A 14,802-nucleotide genomic window follows, 5' to 3' on the forward strand; every position below is an offset into this window, starting at 1 on the left:
ACGACCACTTTTAAGGACGATGCGAGCCATGTCGAAAGGCTACCTAGAGGGCGCAGTACGGACTTATCTGCCTCAAATTACGCTGCCGCTGAGCACTTTGCCCTGTGATCGTTCCTGCACATGTTCGGGTCAGCCCCCGATCTCGATGTGGCGTTCGAGAACGAGCAAGACCGAGAAGCAGCCTGCAACTTCATGGATCTCCTGGAGGCATCGGAGGGCGATGGCGTTAGCTGATTGCAGGAAAGGTCAAGTGAGCCTGCAGACCCACACCCGATACCCATCCGGCTTTAGTCGCGAACAGTCCTGAACCAGGTCAGCTGAGGACGGCAACCCGTTCCTTTCCGGCCGTGTTGGCAGCTGCGCTGCCTGCCCGCACCACCCGTCATGAACAGGTTTCCCTTGGAGCTTTGCCCCTGCGGTGCAGTCCTCCCATGCCCTGCTTCTTCTGGATGTTCGCAAGCCGGAGATGGTCTCCGGTTTAAGGAACTGAAGGACTACCATCATGACCAATATCGCCATCATTACCGGCCGCATCGCCCGCGATCCCGACACCCGCGAGACCAAGGGCGGCACCAATGTCACCGGGATCACTGTCGTCACCGATCGCCCTGCGCGGGACAAGGACGGCAAGACCTACAAGGACGAGAACGGCTACACCGCCAAGGAAAGCGAGTTCCACCGGGTTACCTGCTTCAACGGCCTCGCCAAGACCGTCGGCCAGTACTGTTCCAAGGGCCAGCTGGTCAGTGTTCAGGGCCGCATCCACTACACCCAGTGGGAGGACAAGGACGGGGGCACGCGCTACGGCACCGAGATCCTCGCCGACAAGGTCGACTTCCTCTCGCGCGGCAACGGCAGCGGTGACGATCACGACAACCAGGACGCTCCCGAGATCGACTGAACTCTCACCTCGATCTCGCCTCCCGAAGGGGTCCTGTCCCAGCCGGACAGGGCCCCTTCCTCGCGTATGGAACGCCGAAGAACTTTCAGTAATCGTTTGCAAAAGCGGTGCTACGAAGAGCGCCATGACTGACCAGGCGATCGTTTGCTATCCGGGTGAGGCCGCGACTGCAGCCGAGGTTGTGGCACTTGCAAATGAGTATCGGATCGCGGCCCAGCTTCTCGTGCAGAATGGACGGCCCGGAGAACCCAGGTCGCGGGCGCCGTTTCGCATGGTCGCGATTCATGCGGTCGAGCTTTACCTCAACGCATTCCTTCTCCGATCGGGTCACAGCGCGGGCGAGGTCCGGGGTCTCCAGCACAACCTCGCGGCAAGGGCGGACCTCGCAGTCGAGCTTGGGCTGGTGCTGCGGAAGCGGACGCGGGAACACCTGCATGCCATGTCGCAGTCGCGCGAATTTCTTGTGACGCGATACGTGCCCAGCGGGACCAGCCTATCGGAGATCAACCGCCTGCAGGCGACGCTGACAGAGGTCGCGCAGAAGGTCTCGGGAGCTATCTAGCTTGGGACCGGAGGGGAGGGGCCTGGCTCACGTTCTCCCATTCTGATGGCCGTGCAACAGGCGCGTCAAGGACGGCAGGGTCCCACCATTTTGACTCCCCTTCGCTACGCTACGGTCCGACAAAATCGTTACCCCTACCGCCGCTTCGCGGTCGCCCAAGTGGGCGATCCCTGACCCGCCGGCCGCACGCCCATCCGTCCTGCTCCTGCCGTCAACGGCAGACATCAGGAGGATACAATGGCTTCAATTGCTCGGATCAATTCGAACTCGGAACGCTACTTTGCCGCGCTGGCTGTGGCAGAGCGTCGGGCGTTGCACAGCTTCTTCGATCAGCATATCGTTGAGGACCGAGAACTCGGATACTTTGCTTTGGATGAGGGTGACTACAACGCGCTTCCTGCGCATCTTGCAGCGCGCGTGGTGCATACGGTTCATGGGGCAATGCTCGATGAGTTCTGACCGTAGGATCAGGGCGGGGACCGGGAACGGTTCCTGCCTTTTTTCTTGTTCGCAGGGTTAGGAGAGATGGGTATTCCCGATCGTTCTGCACCTCATCTCCATTCGATCTTGGGACAGTCCGGTGATGGCTATCTGGTCCCTATGATCCTCTCAAACGACCGGGCAATTGGCCCGCCTGGGGAATGACCCGCCGAGGGGGATTCTCACATAACTAAGGCCAGTTGGTAGCCCACCGGCATTTTCGCCCTGAATCTCGCTTTTCCCTACGAGGACACAATTGCTCGCGCTCCAAGAATAAGGATTAGAATTCAACCCATTGAACGGAACTCAGGGCCTCCTGAAAAGCCCCGCACACATTGGAACTTGACAGGCACACCGTACGCAGCGGGTGCTGCAATGGAAGGCGCGGATTTGCTTCGCGAATTCGCCAGAAATCGCCGGTGACATCTTCTGTGCCGGATACGGTCCACTTGCTCGCCAGTCCGTGCCGAGTCGGCACAGATCCATGTAGTTTTCTGAAAAGCGATGTGAATTTTTCGTTTTCCTACACCCCTAGCGGCGGCCTAGAGTGGCACTTGCCTTTCGAAGGGTGAGCCAGGTTCTTTGAACACAAGGAACTTGGAAAAATGCAAAGACACCACCGGTTCGTGACCTACGTCACGCCCCTGATCGCCGAATGGATCAGGAAACAATCCGATGAGCGCAGGGTCAGCGCGAGCATCGTCATTGGCGATTGCATTTTCGACGCCTGGCACCGCGCAACTGAAGCCGATCTAAGGACTCCGGCGACCGATCCGGTGCGCCAGAATATCTTCATCACGGTCGCGCTCGACGCCCTGCTCACGCACCATCCGCATGCCGACCTGCGCGAGAAAACGGTCGCTGCCTATCAACGCCGGCTGGAGCGCCTCGGGATCGTTGCACCCCGGCCGCAGGGAGGCGACGATGAAGCATAATCTCGTCAACTTCACCCGCGGCAGCCAGCTTCTTGGCCACTTCGGTTTCATGTTTGCGGCGGGTCTCAAGGGACCGCTTATCGTCACCGTTCTGGTCGCCCTGGGCCTTGTCTACTGGGAAGTGAGCGGAGCGCTCGACGACCACCAGATCTACCTTCTGTGGATGCATGTATATGCTTCGGCCTATGGTTTCATGGAGTTCGATCCCGACAAGCTCGTGAACCTCAAGCTGGCCGATGGCAGCATGGTTGCCTTCCCCATTTCGGTGGTCACCGACTACCCGCCAATGCGCGAGGCAGTCGCGCTCTTTCGGTCGACAGCTGTCGGCGCGCTCTGGCTTGCTGCTCTGATCCTTGCCCCGCTGTTCCTGCTCTTCTGGTGGGTCGCCGAGCGCTTCGGTGAGCGCTCGAAACAGAAGAAGCATGTGCGCGGCGCGGAGCTTGCAACCCTCCCCGAACTGAAGCGCGAGATCGAACGGCACAACCGCGATGCACGTTCGCGCGAATACGGCGAAACCATGGGCTGGAAATGGCGACTTGCCGGGTCCAGTTACCTTCGCGATGCAGGCTTCTATGCTCCTGCGCATCTGGCCCGTGTCAGCTGGCCCTGGCGGCTCGAGCAGAGTCACGCGATGCTGGTCGGCACCACCGGGACGGGCAAGACGGTGGTGCTCACCGAGCTGGCAGACGAGATCCGGCAACGCGGTGAACGCGCGGTCATCTTCGACCTTACCGGTGCCTTCATCGAGACATTCTACGAGCCCGAACGCGACATCATCCTGAACCCGCTCGACGCACGCTGTCCGGCCTGGAGCGTGTTTAACGATTGCACGACCCGCGCCGAATTCCATGCCGCAGCGGAGTCCCTGGTTCCTCATGACGGAGGTGGCGCCGAACAGTTCTGGGTGCTCGCTGCGCGCACGCTGTTCGTCGAGACCTGCCTCAAGCTCGCCGAGGCTGGAAGGGGCACCAATGCCGCGCTCGCGCACGAATTAATGAACGCCGATCTCTCCGACCTGCACCAGCTGCTCGAAGACACGATGGCAGGACCGATCAGCACGCCGAGCGCGGCGCGCATGGCGGAATCGGTGCGCGCGGTCTTCAACGTCAACGCCAAGGCTTTGCAGATGCTGCCCGAGGACGGCGTGCCCTTTTCGGTCCGCGAATGGGTCAACGGAGCGGGCAAACCCGGCTCGATCCTGTTCCTCTCGGCGCGCTACATCGACATGAGCGTGCTCTCGCAGTTGCTTACCCTGTGGCTCGATACATCGATCAACACGCTGATGGCGGGCGAGCGTTCGCGCGACCTCAGACTATGGTTCCTGATCGACGAGCTGGGCGCGCTCCATCGCCTGCCTTCGCTCGAGAAGGGCCTCCAGACCGCGCGCAATTTCGGAGGCGCGATCGTCACCGGCATCCATGCCTTTGCCAAGCTCAAGGACGTCTACGGTGAGAACATGGCGAAGACCCTGTCCTCGCTTGCCCGCACCAAGCTGATCCTCGGCACGGCGGACCGCGAGACCGCCACTTGGTGTTCGGATGTCATCGGCCACCGCGAGGTGCGCGAGATGGAGGAAGGCTACAGCTACGGCTACAACAACGCACGCGACGCGGTCAGCCTGACGCCGCGGCGTCAGGTGGTCCCGCTGCTGCTCCCAGACGAACTGATGAAGCTCAAGAACCTCCACGGCTTCATCAAGTTTCCGGAAGGTTTTCCCGCAGCGCCGGTCGTCCTTCAGCCACGAAATTGGCCCCGGGTAGCGGAAGGCTTTATCGCGCGAGAGATCCCCAAGACGACCAAGAAGACAGCGTCCGCAGGCGGCGAAGCGGGAACCACGACACAGCCAACCGGAGCTTCCGAAACGAGCGACAATGACGGTGATCCGCGCCGGATGAAGGACAAGCACGATCCGTCCAATCGTCCTGCAAAGAGGCCCCGCAAGGACCAGCAAAAGGATCCAAACCGGGGTCGTCGGACAACCAAGGTCGAGCAGGCGCGGCCGGAACAAACCAAGGTGCGAAACCCTCGCGTTCGAGCACAAAGGGACGCGCTTCCAGCCCAATCCCGGCCCGCGCAATCCGAGCTCCTCTTGGCCTCCAAGACCGACGAGGATCGTGACAGGGAGCAGGAAACTGTACAGGCGCGGCGGTCCGACATTCCCGATCCTGCGACCCACCAGCGAGCACAGGACGCTCGCGGCAAGGCCGACCAGAAGATGCAGGAGGAGCAGCAGAAATCGCTCCTGGGCGGCGCCGCGAAGCAAGGACGGAGCGCTGACGAAGGCCAAGACCACGACCATGATCTCGGCGACTACGATCCCGATATGTGACGCCGACCAGGGGAGGGGCGAGAGCTTGCGAAAGGTAATCCTGCCCCATGCTTTCCGTCGCCAATGTCCGTTCGCCATCGGCGGCGGCAAGCTACTTTGCCTCAGACAATTACTACGCCAGTGCCGATGCCGATCGTTCGGGTCAATGGATCGGTGACGCCGCGAAACGCCTCGGTCTTGAGGGGAAGGTCGAGGCCAAGGCGTTCGACGCGCTGCTGCGCGGTGAGCTGCCCGACGGGAGCAGCGTCGGCAATCCCGGCCAGGCGCACAGACCGGGCACCGATCTCACCTTTTCGGTGCCCAAGAGCTGGTCGCTGCTGGCACTCGTCGGGAAGGACGACAGGATCATCGCCGCCTACCGTGAAGCCGTCGTCGAGGCGCTGCACTGGGCCGAAAAGAACGCGGCCGAGACCCGGATCGTCGAGAAGGGCAAGGTGGTCACTCAGGCGACGGGTAATCTCGCTGTCGGCCTGTTCCAGCATGACACCAACCGCAACCAGGAACCCAACCTTCACTTCCACGCGGTGATCGCCAACGTCACGCAGGGGAGGGACGGTAAGTGGCGAACGCTCAAGAACGATCGGCTCTGGCAGCTCAATACCACGCTCAACTCGATCACAATGGCGCGCTTTCGAGTTGCGGTCGAAAAGCTTGGCTACGAGCCGGGTCCGGTGCTCAAGCACGGCAATTTCGAGGCGCGCGGGATCTCGCGCGAGCAGGTCATGGCGTTCTCGACCCGCCGCAAGGAGGTGCTCGAGGCGCGGCGGGGTCCGGGCCTTGAAGCCGGCCGCATCGCTGCGCTCGATACCCGCGCGAGCAAGGAGGTGATCGACGACCGCAAGACCCTCGGCAAACAGTGGAGCGAGGCGGCAAAGTCGATCGGCCTCGACCTCCCACCGCTGGTCGATCGCGCCCGGACCAAGGCGCTCGGGCAAAGCGTGGAAGCGACGCGGATCGGCTCGCTGGCCGAGCGAGGTCGGGCGTGGCTCAGCCGCCTCGCCGCGCATGTAAGGGGCGATCCTGCCGATCCCCTGGTGCCCCCTTCGGTGCTGAAGCAGGACCGCCAGACTATCGCCGCAGCGCAGGCTGTTGCCTCGGCGGTGCGCCACCTCTCGCAGCGCGAGGCGGCGTTCGAGCGGACAGCGCTCTACAAGGCCGCGCTCGATTTCGGGCTGCCGACCACGATTGCCGATGTCGAGAAGCGGACCAGGGCTTTGGTGCGTTCAGGTGACCTGATTGCGGGCAAGGGCGAGCACAAGGATTGGCTTGCTTCGCGCGATGCTGTCGTGACCGAACAACGAATCTTGTCCGAGGTCGCCGCCGGAAAGGGCAACAGTTCGCTGGCGATTGAACCGCAAAAGGCCGTCGCATCTGTCCAGGCGGCCGCGCTCACGGGGCAGGGGTTCCGGCTCAACGAGGGGCAATTGGCAGCGGCGCAGCTGATCCTTACGTCGAAGGATCGCACGGTCGCGGTCCAGGGCATCGCGGGTGCCGGCAAGAGCAGCGTGTTGAAGCCCGTTGCCGAGGTGCTGCGCGATGAAGGACACCCGGTCATCGGACTCGCGATCCAGAACACGCTCGTACAAATGCTCGAACGCGATACCGGGATCGGATCGCAGACACTGGCGCGCTTTCTCGGAGGCTGGACAAAACTGCTCGACGATCCGAGCAGTGTCGCTTTGCGCACCGAAGCGCAGAAGAGCCTCAGGGATCATGTGCTGGTGCTCGACGAGGCCTCGATGGTCTCGAACGAGGACAAGGAAAAGCTCGTTCGCCTTGTCAATCTGGCAGGCGTTCATCGCCTTGTCCTTATGGGGGATCGCAAGCAGCTGGGCGCGGTCGATGCGGGCAAGCCGTTCGCGCTGCTTCAGCGGGCAGGGATCGCGCGGGCACAAATGGCTACGAACCTGCGCGCCCGAGACCCGGTCGTGCGCGAAGCGCAGGCAGCAGCCCAGGTAGGCGACGTGCGCAAGGCACTTCGCCATCTGAAATCGCATACCGTCGAGGCCAGGGGCGATGGTGCGCAGGTCGCTGCTGAAACCTGGCTGGCTCTCGACAAGGAAACGCGCGCGCGGACTTCGATCTACGCTTCGGGACGCGCAATTCGTTCCGCGGTCAACGCGGCGGTCCAGCAGGGCCTACTCGCCAATCGCGAGATCGGTCCTGGCAATATGAAGCTGGAGGTCCTCGACCGCGTGAACGCGACCCGGGAAGAGCTACGACACCTTCCAGCCTACCGGGCGGGCCGGGTGCTCGAGGTCTCCAGGAAGCAGCAGGCCCTCGGCCTTTCCGTAGGTGAGTACCGCGTCATCGGGCAGGACCGGAATGGGAAGCTGGTCGAAATCGAGGACAAGCGTGGCAAGCGGTCGCGGTTCGATCCGGCTCGGATCAAAGCTGGAAAGGGTGACAACAATCTCACTTTGCTCGAGCCGCGCAAACTCGAAATCCACGAGTGCGACCGGATACGGTGGACCCGCAATGATCACCGACGCAGCCTGTTCAACGCCGACCAGGCGAGGGTTGTCGCAATAGTCGGAGGCAAGGTCACCTTCGAAACTTCCAAGGGCGACCAGATCGAGCTCAAGAGGGACGATCCGATGCTCAAGCGGATCGACCTCGCCTATGCACTCAACGCCCATATGGCACAGGGCCTGACATCGGATCGCGGTATCGCGGTGATGGACAGTCGCGAGCGCAACCTGTCGAACCAGAAGACGTTTCTGGTGACGGTCACGAGATTGCGCGATCACCTGACGTTGGTGGTCGACAGTTCGGACAAGCTCGGCGCCGCTGTCGCCCGAAACAAGGGCGAGAAGGCATCCGCCATCGAGGTCACGGAACGGCTCAAGCCGACTAGCAAGAAGGGCAACGAGGCCATTGAGCCGAAACCGGAGGAGGCTAGCAAGGCCGAGAAGGAGCTGACCCTGAGCAAGAGCAAGACGCTGGATTTTGGGATATGAACGGCAAGCTTGCGCCCTCATCTTCGTCATCAAATCCGATTGGTGATATACCAAAAGTGGACGATATTCACCCATAGCTCTCGCGTGTTGCTTTGGCATACCGGTTCGACAACTCTCGCCGCGCGTTAGTGTGCTAATTCCCAAAAAGCTAAGTTTGTTGGGTCGACTTGGCCATCGGAGGTTTGAGGCAAACTAGTGCAAATAGATCGACTTATGGATGAAAAAATGTTCGAATGGCCTTGGCCGGCGGGCGCTGGCGCCGATCATATTCTAAAGCGCCAATGGGAACTCGTCGATTTGCTGTCGAGCAGGTCGCCGATCTTTCTCGACACCAATTTCTGGGTCATGGCGCGCCAAGCGGCATTCGAAGAAAGCGAAGAACCGGAAAAAATTTCTCTCCTCGGCGCGCTGAGGCTGGCGGTGGAGTCCGGAAAATTCTTCTTCCCGATTACAAGCGATCTCATCGCAGAATTCAGCAAGCAAACTCCTGAACGCCTTGAGCGAACGATGCTGCTTGTTGACCGGCTGAGTCTCGGTGTTGTGATGGTGCCGCACCACGAACGTACGGCGATCGAGATGGAAGCGTTCAACGCAAGGGCGTTTCCGGACCATCCGCCAGCTCCACGCCCTCTATGGACCTGTTACGCCTTTGCGCTTGGCTATGAGGATATGTGTCCCCCTAACGTGGAGGCAAACGACGCGCTCTTGGTTGCGCTCGCTCAAGAGGCCTGGATGGGGCAGCCGTCGATGCTCGCGAAGATGGTGCCGCCCGAGCTCTTCGCGTCTCGGTCGGAGAGTGAACGAATGGCGGCATATTTAAATGAGCAGGAAGCGCTCCATGCTCATGAGATCGACAGCCACGCCACCGCATTGCGAATTGAGATTGCGGGTGCGGCGAGCATGCTTACGGGCATCGCTGCCCGCGAATATCGGCGCATGGCGGCGGCAGCCGGACACGACCGTGAGGCAGGCGACATAGAAGACAGCATTAGGGTTGGCAGACGCGTCACTGGCATGCTCGCTCAGGCGCTAGAGAAGGACGAACATCGGCGCGCCTTCGGCAGCCTCTACGTACCCGCAATGCTGCACGCGGCTGTGCGATCGGAAAGGAAACGCAAAATCAAACCTAACGACATCTTCGACTTTCGCCACGCGGCCGCGGCGCTTCCCTACTGCCGCGCCTTCATGACAGACGGCCCGCTGCGTAGTCTGATCACGAGCGGCCATGTCCGTCTCGACCGGCTCTACGGTTGCGAGGTCGTGGCGACGCCCGCCGAGGCGATAGAGCTAATCGGCCGCCTGGCCCTCAGCTGATGTCAAGGCTGCGCTACGCCGAAAATTGCAGTCGTGCAGACCCGGAGGTATCAGGATGTATGACCATACGTACTGGAAAACCTTCCGAGTTCGTTCCATCGGATAAAGCCGCTTTTGTTGAGTTCGTCGCCGCGGCTGGCGAGGTCGATCGGGCCATCCTGCCAAGGTTGGTCGACGATGCAGTGGCGCTGGTCATGCTCTTCGAGCGCGACGAACTGATCGGCACGGCAGCGATCAAAACCCCCTATTCTGCACACCGGCGCGGCGAATTCGCGAAGGCAAACGTCGCGGACAACGCCGACGCGTTTCCACTCGAACTTGGCTGGGTCGTCGTGCACCCCGCGTACCGGAAACGTGGTCACGCGCCCGAATTGGTGCGCGCCGCAGTGGGCCTTGTGGCCAATCAGGGAGTCTATGCAACCACCAAGACGCCGCGGATGCTGACTATCCTGAGCGAATGTGGCTTCAAGTCGCTTGGCAAACCATATCCGTCTTTCCTCAAACCTGATGCGCTCTTGACATTGTTGGTCCGGCTGGCGGGGAGCTAATCACGACAGAAAGGTCAGCGCGCCGCGATAGAGCTGGTCGAGTTCTGCATCGGTAAAAATGCGTTGTGGCTGGTAGTCGAGCTGATCGTTGCGGCGTGCGGCGTCGGGTGTGGCGATATAAAGCCTTTGAGTGGGTTTCATTCGCGGCGCTATGTGGCTTGCGAGCAATTTTGGCGCTCCTGGTGAATAGGCGGTCGTCACTAGCGAGACATCGGCGATATATTCGCCAAACCGAACCCAAGCGTGCCCGTCCCAGTCGAGGTCGGTCTTAAGCCTGCCACCCACTGGAGCGTAGCCGAAGACCGGAGAGCCTGTGATTAACAAGGCGCCGCCAACCAGTGTAGCTGAAGTATGGCCGAGATGGCGTAGCCTGCCAGTATAAAGCGCGCTCATCATCACACAAGCACCCGCCTTTCGCGGAAATGCACGCAGTACATCGTGGCCGACCGACACAAGAGCGTCGAATTGTTCGTCACTCAAATCGGGTGGGCTTTCCGTCGGCATCAGGTCAGCGTAGCCGTGATCCGGTTGAGTGTCGCAACGAAGCTCTGGAGCAATTGACGACCCTGCATGACGGGAGGCGAGCTATCGTCGACTGCAGCGCGCGCCTTGCCGCTCGCGATCTTGCTTGATCCGATGTGCGCATCGGCGAGACGGAGGTCGTATATGCCGAAGAGTGGTGCCATCATTGTTCTTGCGGCGGCGTTGGAGCCGTGATGCGCGGCAAGCTTCTCAAGCGCTTTCAGGGACCCCGGTTTCTTGTCGGTCTTCGGCAGGGCAATTGCGGCAATGATCGCGTCGATGTCGATGCGCTCGATGAATAGCCGGGTTAGTTCTTTCGACAACTCGAGCAATCCGTCCGGCTCGGCGGCAACAAATCGGTGCGCCCGCCGGAGCAGCCCCTGAAGGCAATCGTGCTCACGCAGCAGCCGAGCGCCGTAGCGCGAGGAAAATGCAACATCGAGCGCGTCCATTGCTTGAGGCAGTCCCATCTCCGGCGCGATGGTAGCGGCGGGATTGACTTCCATCTGCGCGGCGAAGAGTTCGCGCGAAACGCCACCGTCCGGCGTGACGTTATGTGCACTCCACAATCGCTGTTCCCATGGTTGCAAGCTCCCGATGTCCTTGGCGAAAACGGTGATCAGTCCAATGTCATTGATTCCAAAATGCACACCATGGTTGGTCGCGCCGAGCGAACCAGTTTCTTCGGTCGCCCAGCGAAGTGTTGCACTGCGATGCCTAAGCAATGCCGAGGCGATCGTCGGCTCGAAATACAACCACGTCATCGCCCCCGCCAATTGATTGGCCGCCGCGCGCGTTCCGTCATTTTCGAGCGCGAAAGTGGTGGTATGCGGATCGGCGTCGCCGCGGACGCGCGTGCTAAGCGTTCCTGGTTCGACCCATTCAGTCCGCCAGAGGGCACCCCTCGTCCAATAGTGATCAGTTGGATCGGGATAATCGGCCGCGACGGTCATGGCTTCGCGCCGATCTCGGTCTTGCTCATCGGCGAGGCGATCAGCGGGCCAGTCGTAAGGCGGCTTGTTTATGGTGACGGCAATTCGCTCGCGATAGCTCGAGCAATACAGCGCCATGCCGCGTGCGGCGAGATAGTCGCGCAGGAATTCCGCTTTGATCTCGATGAGAAATGGCTCGCCATCGTCGTTGCGCTTGAGCCTGACGACCTCGATCCATCCTTCTTCGGGGCGAAACCAGCTATCCCCTTCTTGAATCAGCGCAAGCGCGACGCACAAATCCGGGTGCAGGTGCCAGATATTGCGATTGCCCTGTTCAAGGTGCTGGTCGATCACGAGATTGATGCCGAGCGTCTTGTTCAAGCTTCGGAAGACGTCTGCGGCACTATAGCCCCAACGCTCAACACCCGAGCGGTGCGGATTCACATCGAGATCTCCGGTCCACCCGAGCGTCTCGGCGGCCGCACGGTGTCCGTCTTCGACCGCTGCGGTAGCGATCCCGATCCATTCCTCGAGACGATAAACATCGGGCTGGTCGGTTTCGAAAGAAGCGTCGGTGATCTTTCGCAACGGAATCCAGGACTTGCTCCGCAGCGGCAGAACGTCTCGCAGTTCAAAGTACGATTGAGGTATGGGCACGGTCAGAAACTCCTTGCCGATCCTATACCGGCAAGACCGCCGAATTCACCAAATGGCTCGAGCGCTAGGTCGGGAGCTGCCCTCAATCGAAGTCTGGCCGGTTGCTTTCTCGCCCGCTGCTCACAAAATCGGCTCGCGCACAGCCATAGGCAAGGGATCGGCATGACCCCAAAAGAGTATGATTGCGCGGGCGTACCGCTTGAGATCGTCGACCCGGATGCATAGCGACTCACTGGCGGGGGTGGATCCAGGTGCAAGGTCGACAAAATCGTTCGTCTCGATGGCCCACAAATCGGGGGCGCGCGCCTGGAGGTCGGCGCTTGATCGGCCTTCGCCATGGCGAACGACATTGGCTACCAGATGCAATTCGTGAAGATCCTGCGAAATACCAATCGCATCTAGGTCGATAGACGCGATCTGGGCACACGCGGCGAGAAGCTTTTCGAGCCCTTGAGTGTTTCTTCCGTGCGCAACAGCCCAGCGACTGAGCTGCCGCTCGAAGAGACCATCGAGCGTCAGCGCGAAGGCCTTGGCGGCTTCGTCAGCGGTATGATTGTCGACCTGCGCCGCGCAGTGATCGAGAAACGCATCCATCGAGGCCGCTTCTCCCACGGTCAACACCCCGTGCCGGCGATGACCGGCAAGTGTGGGAACGATCACGCGTTGATAGAAGCGATCGATATTCGCCTGAAACACGCGTGGCATTTGATCGGCTTCAACCATCATGATCTACCGATAATTCATCAGGCCGGAAGCGATCGTAGCTGCCGCTCGACACAATGATACACCGGGGGCGCCCATTGATATCCCCATCGCTGCGCCTGCACCTTGCGAAAGGCCGCTGCGACGGCACCGCTGTCGATTCCGGGCGACAGGGCCTCGATACGGCCGCGTAGCTCGTCGCGCGCGGCTTTCGCCGGCTTGTCGTCAGAGCGGTTGCTGATCGTGCCAAGCGACATTCCGATGCCCAGCGCGTTGCCTTCGACGACGTCCAGAAATGTCGTCGCGGCACGCACGCGAGTCGCGATCCGCTTGGCATGGTCCTCGACGTGGTCCCAGGATTTGCGGTCCTTTGACTTCTTGTTACAGCCGGTACGGATCTTGGCGAGGCTCTGTGCGATCACTGCCCTGTCTGCCTCGTCGAGCAGCTGAAACACGCGCCGCTCGACGATGCGCAGAATGACCTCGAGCTGGTCGGTATCTTCCTGTGCCATCCAGCCGAATTCGCCGTAGAGCAGCTCGACGTAGTCCCACAGAAAAGGCCCGTAATAACCGAGCTCAAGCGATGCGAGCAGGCGTTCGCGATTGACCGTCGCGGGGGGGGAAGATGGATCTGAGGATAGAAATTCCGCATGAGCTGGAGGTTAAGGGCAAGCCCCTCGACGATTTCGTCCCAGAAGATCATCGCCACCGCGAACTTGTCGGCCGCCACGCGTTTCTCCGACAGGAGGCGTACTTCCTGCTGAATCTTCGCGTCGTGATCGGCTGAAGTTGCGATAAAAAGGGTATTGAGCTTGCCTTTGTAGTGTTCGGCATTGGCGATTTCGCTTGCGACGAGGGCGAGCTTGGGCGCCTGCGCGAAGTTCTTGCACTGGATCGCGACCGGGCGGCCGATCTCGTCAGCCCCGTAAATGTCGACCCCTGACTGCTTCTGCCCCGGGCGGCCGTTTTTCTGGAGATTGGGCGATCGCCAGCGCTGCGCCAAGGCCGCGAGGGTCATGCTCTCGAACTCCTGGAAGTCGTCGGGGCGGGGCAGAGTCATCGAAGAGATTGTCGGCATTGGGATCCTATAGCGACGGATCCGCAGCTTTTTCATTTTTTATCATCTTCGCCGGCCTATGAGACGTTCTATGCTTCAGCTCACCAATCGCGACTACGCACATTTCTATTTCGAGGACTTTGATCTCGATGCGCAGCTGATCGCTATCCGCGGCGCACTCGCTGCCGCGCGATCCGCGGCGAGCCAGGAAACCGACGAAATCGAAGCGCTTGCCAAACGCGCAAATGATATCGGCAGCGATCACCTTGTCGGCATGTGGACCGACGAAGTCCATGCCTCCGTCTATCACGATGCAGCGCGGAGTGCCGCCGCTGTCGGCATGCTCGCACCCTTCATCGAGAATCTCTTCGTCGGTATCTTTCGGGGCATCGGCAAGATGAGTGATGACGTGTTGGGGCACGATTCAGCATCTGAACGCTCGGTCCGAGCAGTCGCCGGGTTTTGGGATCCGCACTTCGCCTATGCAAAGAGGGAGATCCGCGACGATCTCGTCACGGGCATTCTTCAACTCTCGGCGGTATCGAAACTCGAACCCCATCTTCCCGCTGATTTGAAGCCTGTGCTCGAGGCTCTCTTTGGTTACCGCAACAAGGTTCTCCATAACGGGTTTGAATGGCCGATCGACGAGCGTGAGTCGTTCGCCAATCGAGTCAAAACTTGGCCTGCTGGCTGGTTCGAGTCTGCGACGAGCAACGGACGGCCTTGGGTTTGGTATTTGTCGGACCCCTTCATCGAACGGGTCGTGGAACTTATCGACGAGGTGCTGGATGCCGCCGGACAGCACGTGCGGCTCCACTTTGCACCAGAGATCGGTTCGAAAGAGAATGACGCTTGAGCCTTTACTGTTTTGACCGTGGCATACCGGCGCAGCAGCTCTGCGTC

General features: G+C 60.7%; 14 protein-coding genes. 9 read left to right on the top strand and 5 right to left on the bottom strand.

Features of this window, described 5'->3' with window-relative positions:
- Window positions 1–502 precede the first annotated feature (502 nt).
- From KYN89_RS00790 to KYN89_RS00825, 8 genes are all read left to right on the top strand, one after another.
- Entirely contained in the window at window positions 503–901 is a 399-nt protein-coding gene (locus KYN89_RS00790) for a single-stranded DNA-binding protein (RefSeq protein ID WP_054527752.1), read from the top strand.
- A 124-nt stretch (window positions 902–1,025) separates the two neighbouring features.
- A complete protein-coding gene (locus KYN89_RS00795) occupies window positions 1,026–1,463 on the top strand; it encodes a hypothetical protein (protein ID WP_054527753.1) in 438 nt (145 codons plus the stop codon).
- Between the two features lie 237 nt (window positions 1,464–1,700).
- Window positions 1,701–1,922, top strand: coding sequence for a hypothetical protein (locus KYN89_RS00800; RefSeq protein WP_054525571.1), 222 nt, complete (start codon window positions 1,701–1,703; stop codon window positions 1,920–1,922).
- A gap of 647 nt (window positions 1,923–2,569) precedes the next feature.
- Window positions 2,570–2,878 (top strand): hypothetical protein, encoded by a 309-nt coding sequence (locus KYN89_RS00805; protein WP_346727166.1) that lies wholly within the window; start codon window positions 2,570–2,572, stop codon window positions 2,876–2,878.
- A complete protein-coding gene (locus KYN89_RS00810; protein ID WP_222823362.1) occupies window positions 2,868–5,207 on the top strand; it encodes a type IV secretion system DNA-binding domain-containing protein in 2,340 nt (779 codons plus the stop codon). Before KYN89_RS00805 ends, KYN89_RS00810 begins: the two co-directional genes overlap by 11 nt.
- Before the next feature lie 47 nt (window positions 5,208–5,254).
- Window positions 5,255–8,167, top strand: a complete 2,913-nt coding sequence (gene mobF, locus KYN89_RS00815) for a MobF family relaxase (protein WP_222823363.1) — start codon at window positions 5,255–5,257, stop codon at window positions 8,165–8,167.
- Between the two features lie 213 nt (window positions 8,168–8,380).
- Entirely contained in the window at window positions 8,381–9,481 is a 1,101-nt protein-coding gene (locus KYN89_RS00820; protein WP_222823364.1) for a hypothetical protein, read from the top strand.
- Window positions 9,482–9,540: 59 nt separating this feature from the next.
- Complete coding sequence (locus KYN89_RS00825; RefSeq protein WP_222823365.1) at window positions 9,541–10,029, top strand: GNAT family N-acetyltransferase; 489 nt, start codon at window positions 9,541–9,543, stop codon at window positions 10,027–10,029.
- Here the strand turns inward: KYN89_RS00825 and KYN89_RS00830 are convergent, their stop codons facing one another.
- The 5 genes from KYN89_RS00830 to KYN89_RS00850 form a co-directional block, all read right to left on the bottom strand.
- Window positions 10,030–10,533 (bottom strand): hypothetical protein, encoded by a 504-nt coding sequence (locus KYN89_RS00830; protein ID WP_222823366.1) that lies wholly within the window; start codon window positions 10,531–10,533, stop codon window positions 10,030–10,032. It lies immediately after the preceding gene.
- Entirely contained in the window at window positions 10,533–12,140 is a 1,608-nt protein-coding gene (locus KYN89_RS00835) for a hypothetical protein (RefSeq protein ID WP_222823367.1), read from the bottom strand. The genes KYN89_RS00830 and KYN89_RS00835 overlap by 1 nt, the downstream gene beginning before the upstream one ends.
- Window positions 12,141–12,260: 120 nt before the next feature.
- Entirely contained in the window at window positions 12,261–12,866 is a 606-nt protein-coding gene (locus KYN89_RS00840; protein WP_222823368.1) for a hypothetical protein, read from the bottom strand.
- A 17-nt stretch (window positions 12,867–12,883) separates the two neighbouring features.
- The gene (locus KYN89_RS00845; RefSeq protein WP_222823369.1) at window positions 12,884–13,297 is read right to left on the bottom strand and encodes a hypothetical protein; all 414 of its coding nucleotides are present in this window, start codon (window positions 13,295–13,297) and stop codon (window positions 12,884–12,886) included.
- Window positions 13,261–13,920 carry a hypothetical protein gene (locus KYN89_RS00850; RefSeq protein WP_222823370.1) on the bottom strand — a complete coding sequence of 220 codons (660 nt, stop codon included), beginning with the start codon at window positions 13,918–13,920 and terminating at the stop codon, window positions 13,261–13,263. Before KYN89_RS00850 ends, KYN89_RS00845 begins: the two co-directional genes overlap by 37 nt.
- Window positions 13,921–13,990: 70 nt before the next feature.
- Here KYN89_RS00850 and KYN89_RS00855 point away from each other — a divergent pair, with 70 nt between their 5' ends.
- Window positions 13,991–14,755, top strand: a complete 765-nt coding sequence (locus tag KYN89_RS00855; RefSeq protein WP_222823371.1) for a hypothetical protein — start codon at window positions 13,991–13,993, stop codon at window positions 14,753–14,755.
- Window positions 14,756–14,802: the final 47 nt, after the last annotated feature.

It is taken from the genome of Alteriqipengyuania abyssalis (assembly GCF_019857185.1).
GTDB lineage: Bacteria > Pseudomonadota > Alphaproteobacteria > Sphingomonadales > Sphingomonadaceae > Alteriqipengyuania > Alteriqipengyuania abyssalis.

Bases quoted from the DNA above. Each gene is read 5' to 3' on its own strand.
- KYN89_RS00825 (WP_222823365.1), top strand. From the start codon at position 9,541: ATGACCATACGTACTGGAAAACCTTCCGAGTTCGTTCCATCGGATAAA.
- KYN89_RS00795 (WP_054527753.1), top strand. From the start codon at position 1,026: ATGACTGACCAGGCGATCGTTTGCTATCCGGGTGAGGCCGCGACTGCA.
- mobF (WP_222823363.1), top strand. From the start codon at position 5,255: ATGCTTTCCGTCGCCAATGTCCGTTCGCCATCGGCGGCGGCAAGCTAC.
- KYN89_RS00800 (WP_054525571.1), top strand. From the start codon at position 1,701: ATGGCTTCAATTGCTCGGATCAATTCGAACTCGGAACGCTACTTTGCC.
- KYN89_RS00850 (WP_222823370.1), bottom strand. From the start codon at position 13,920: ATGCCGACAATCTCTTCGATGACTCTGCCCCGCCCCGACGACTTCCAG.
- KYN89_RS00790 (WP_054527752.1), top strand. From the start codon at position 503: ATGACCAATATCGCCATCATTACCGGCCGCATCGCCCGCGATCCCGAC.
- KYN89_RS00830 (WP_222823366.1), bottom strand. From the start codon at position 10,533: ATGCCGACGGAAAGCCCACCCGATTTGAGTGACGAACAATTCGACGCT.
- KYN89_RS00840 (WP_222823368.1), bottom strand. From the start codon at position 12,866: ATGATGGTTGAAGCCGATCAAATGCCACGCGTGTTTCAGGCGAATATC.
- KYN89_RS00810 (WP_222823362.1), top strand. From the start codon at position 2,868: ATGAAGCATAATCTCGTCAACTTCACCCGCGGCAGCCAGCTTCTTGGC.
- KYN89_RS00855 (WP_222823371.1), top strand. From the start codon at position 13,991: ATGCTTCAGCTCACCAATCGCGACTACGCACATTTCTATTTCGAGGAC.
- KYN89_RS00820 (WP_222823364.1), top strand. From the start codon at position 8,381: ATGGATGAAAAAATGTTCGAATGGCCTTGGCCGGCGGGCGCTGGCGCC.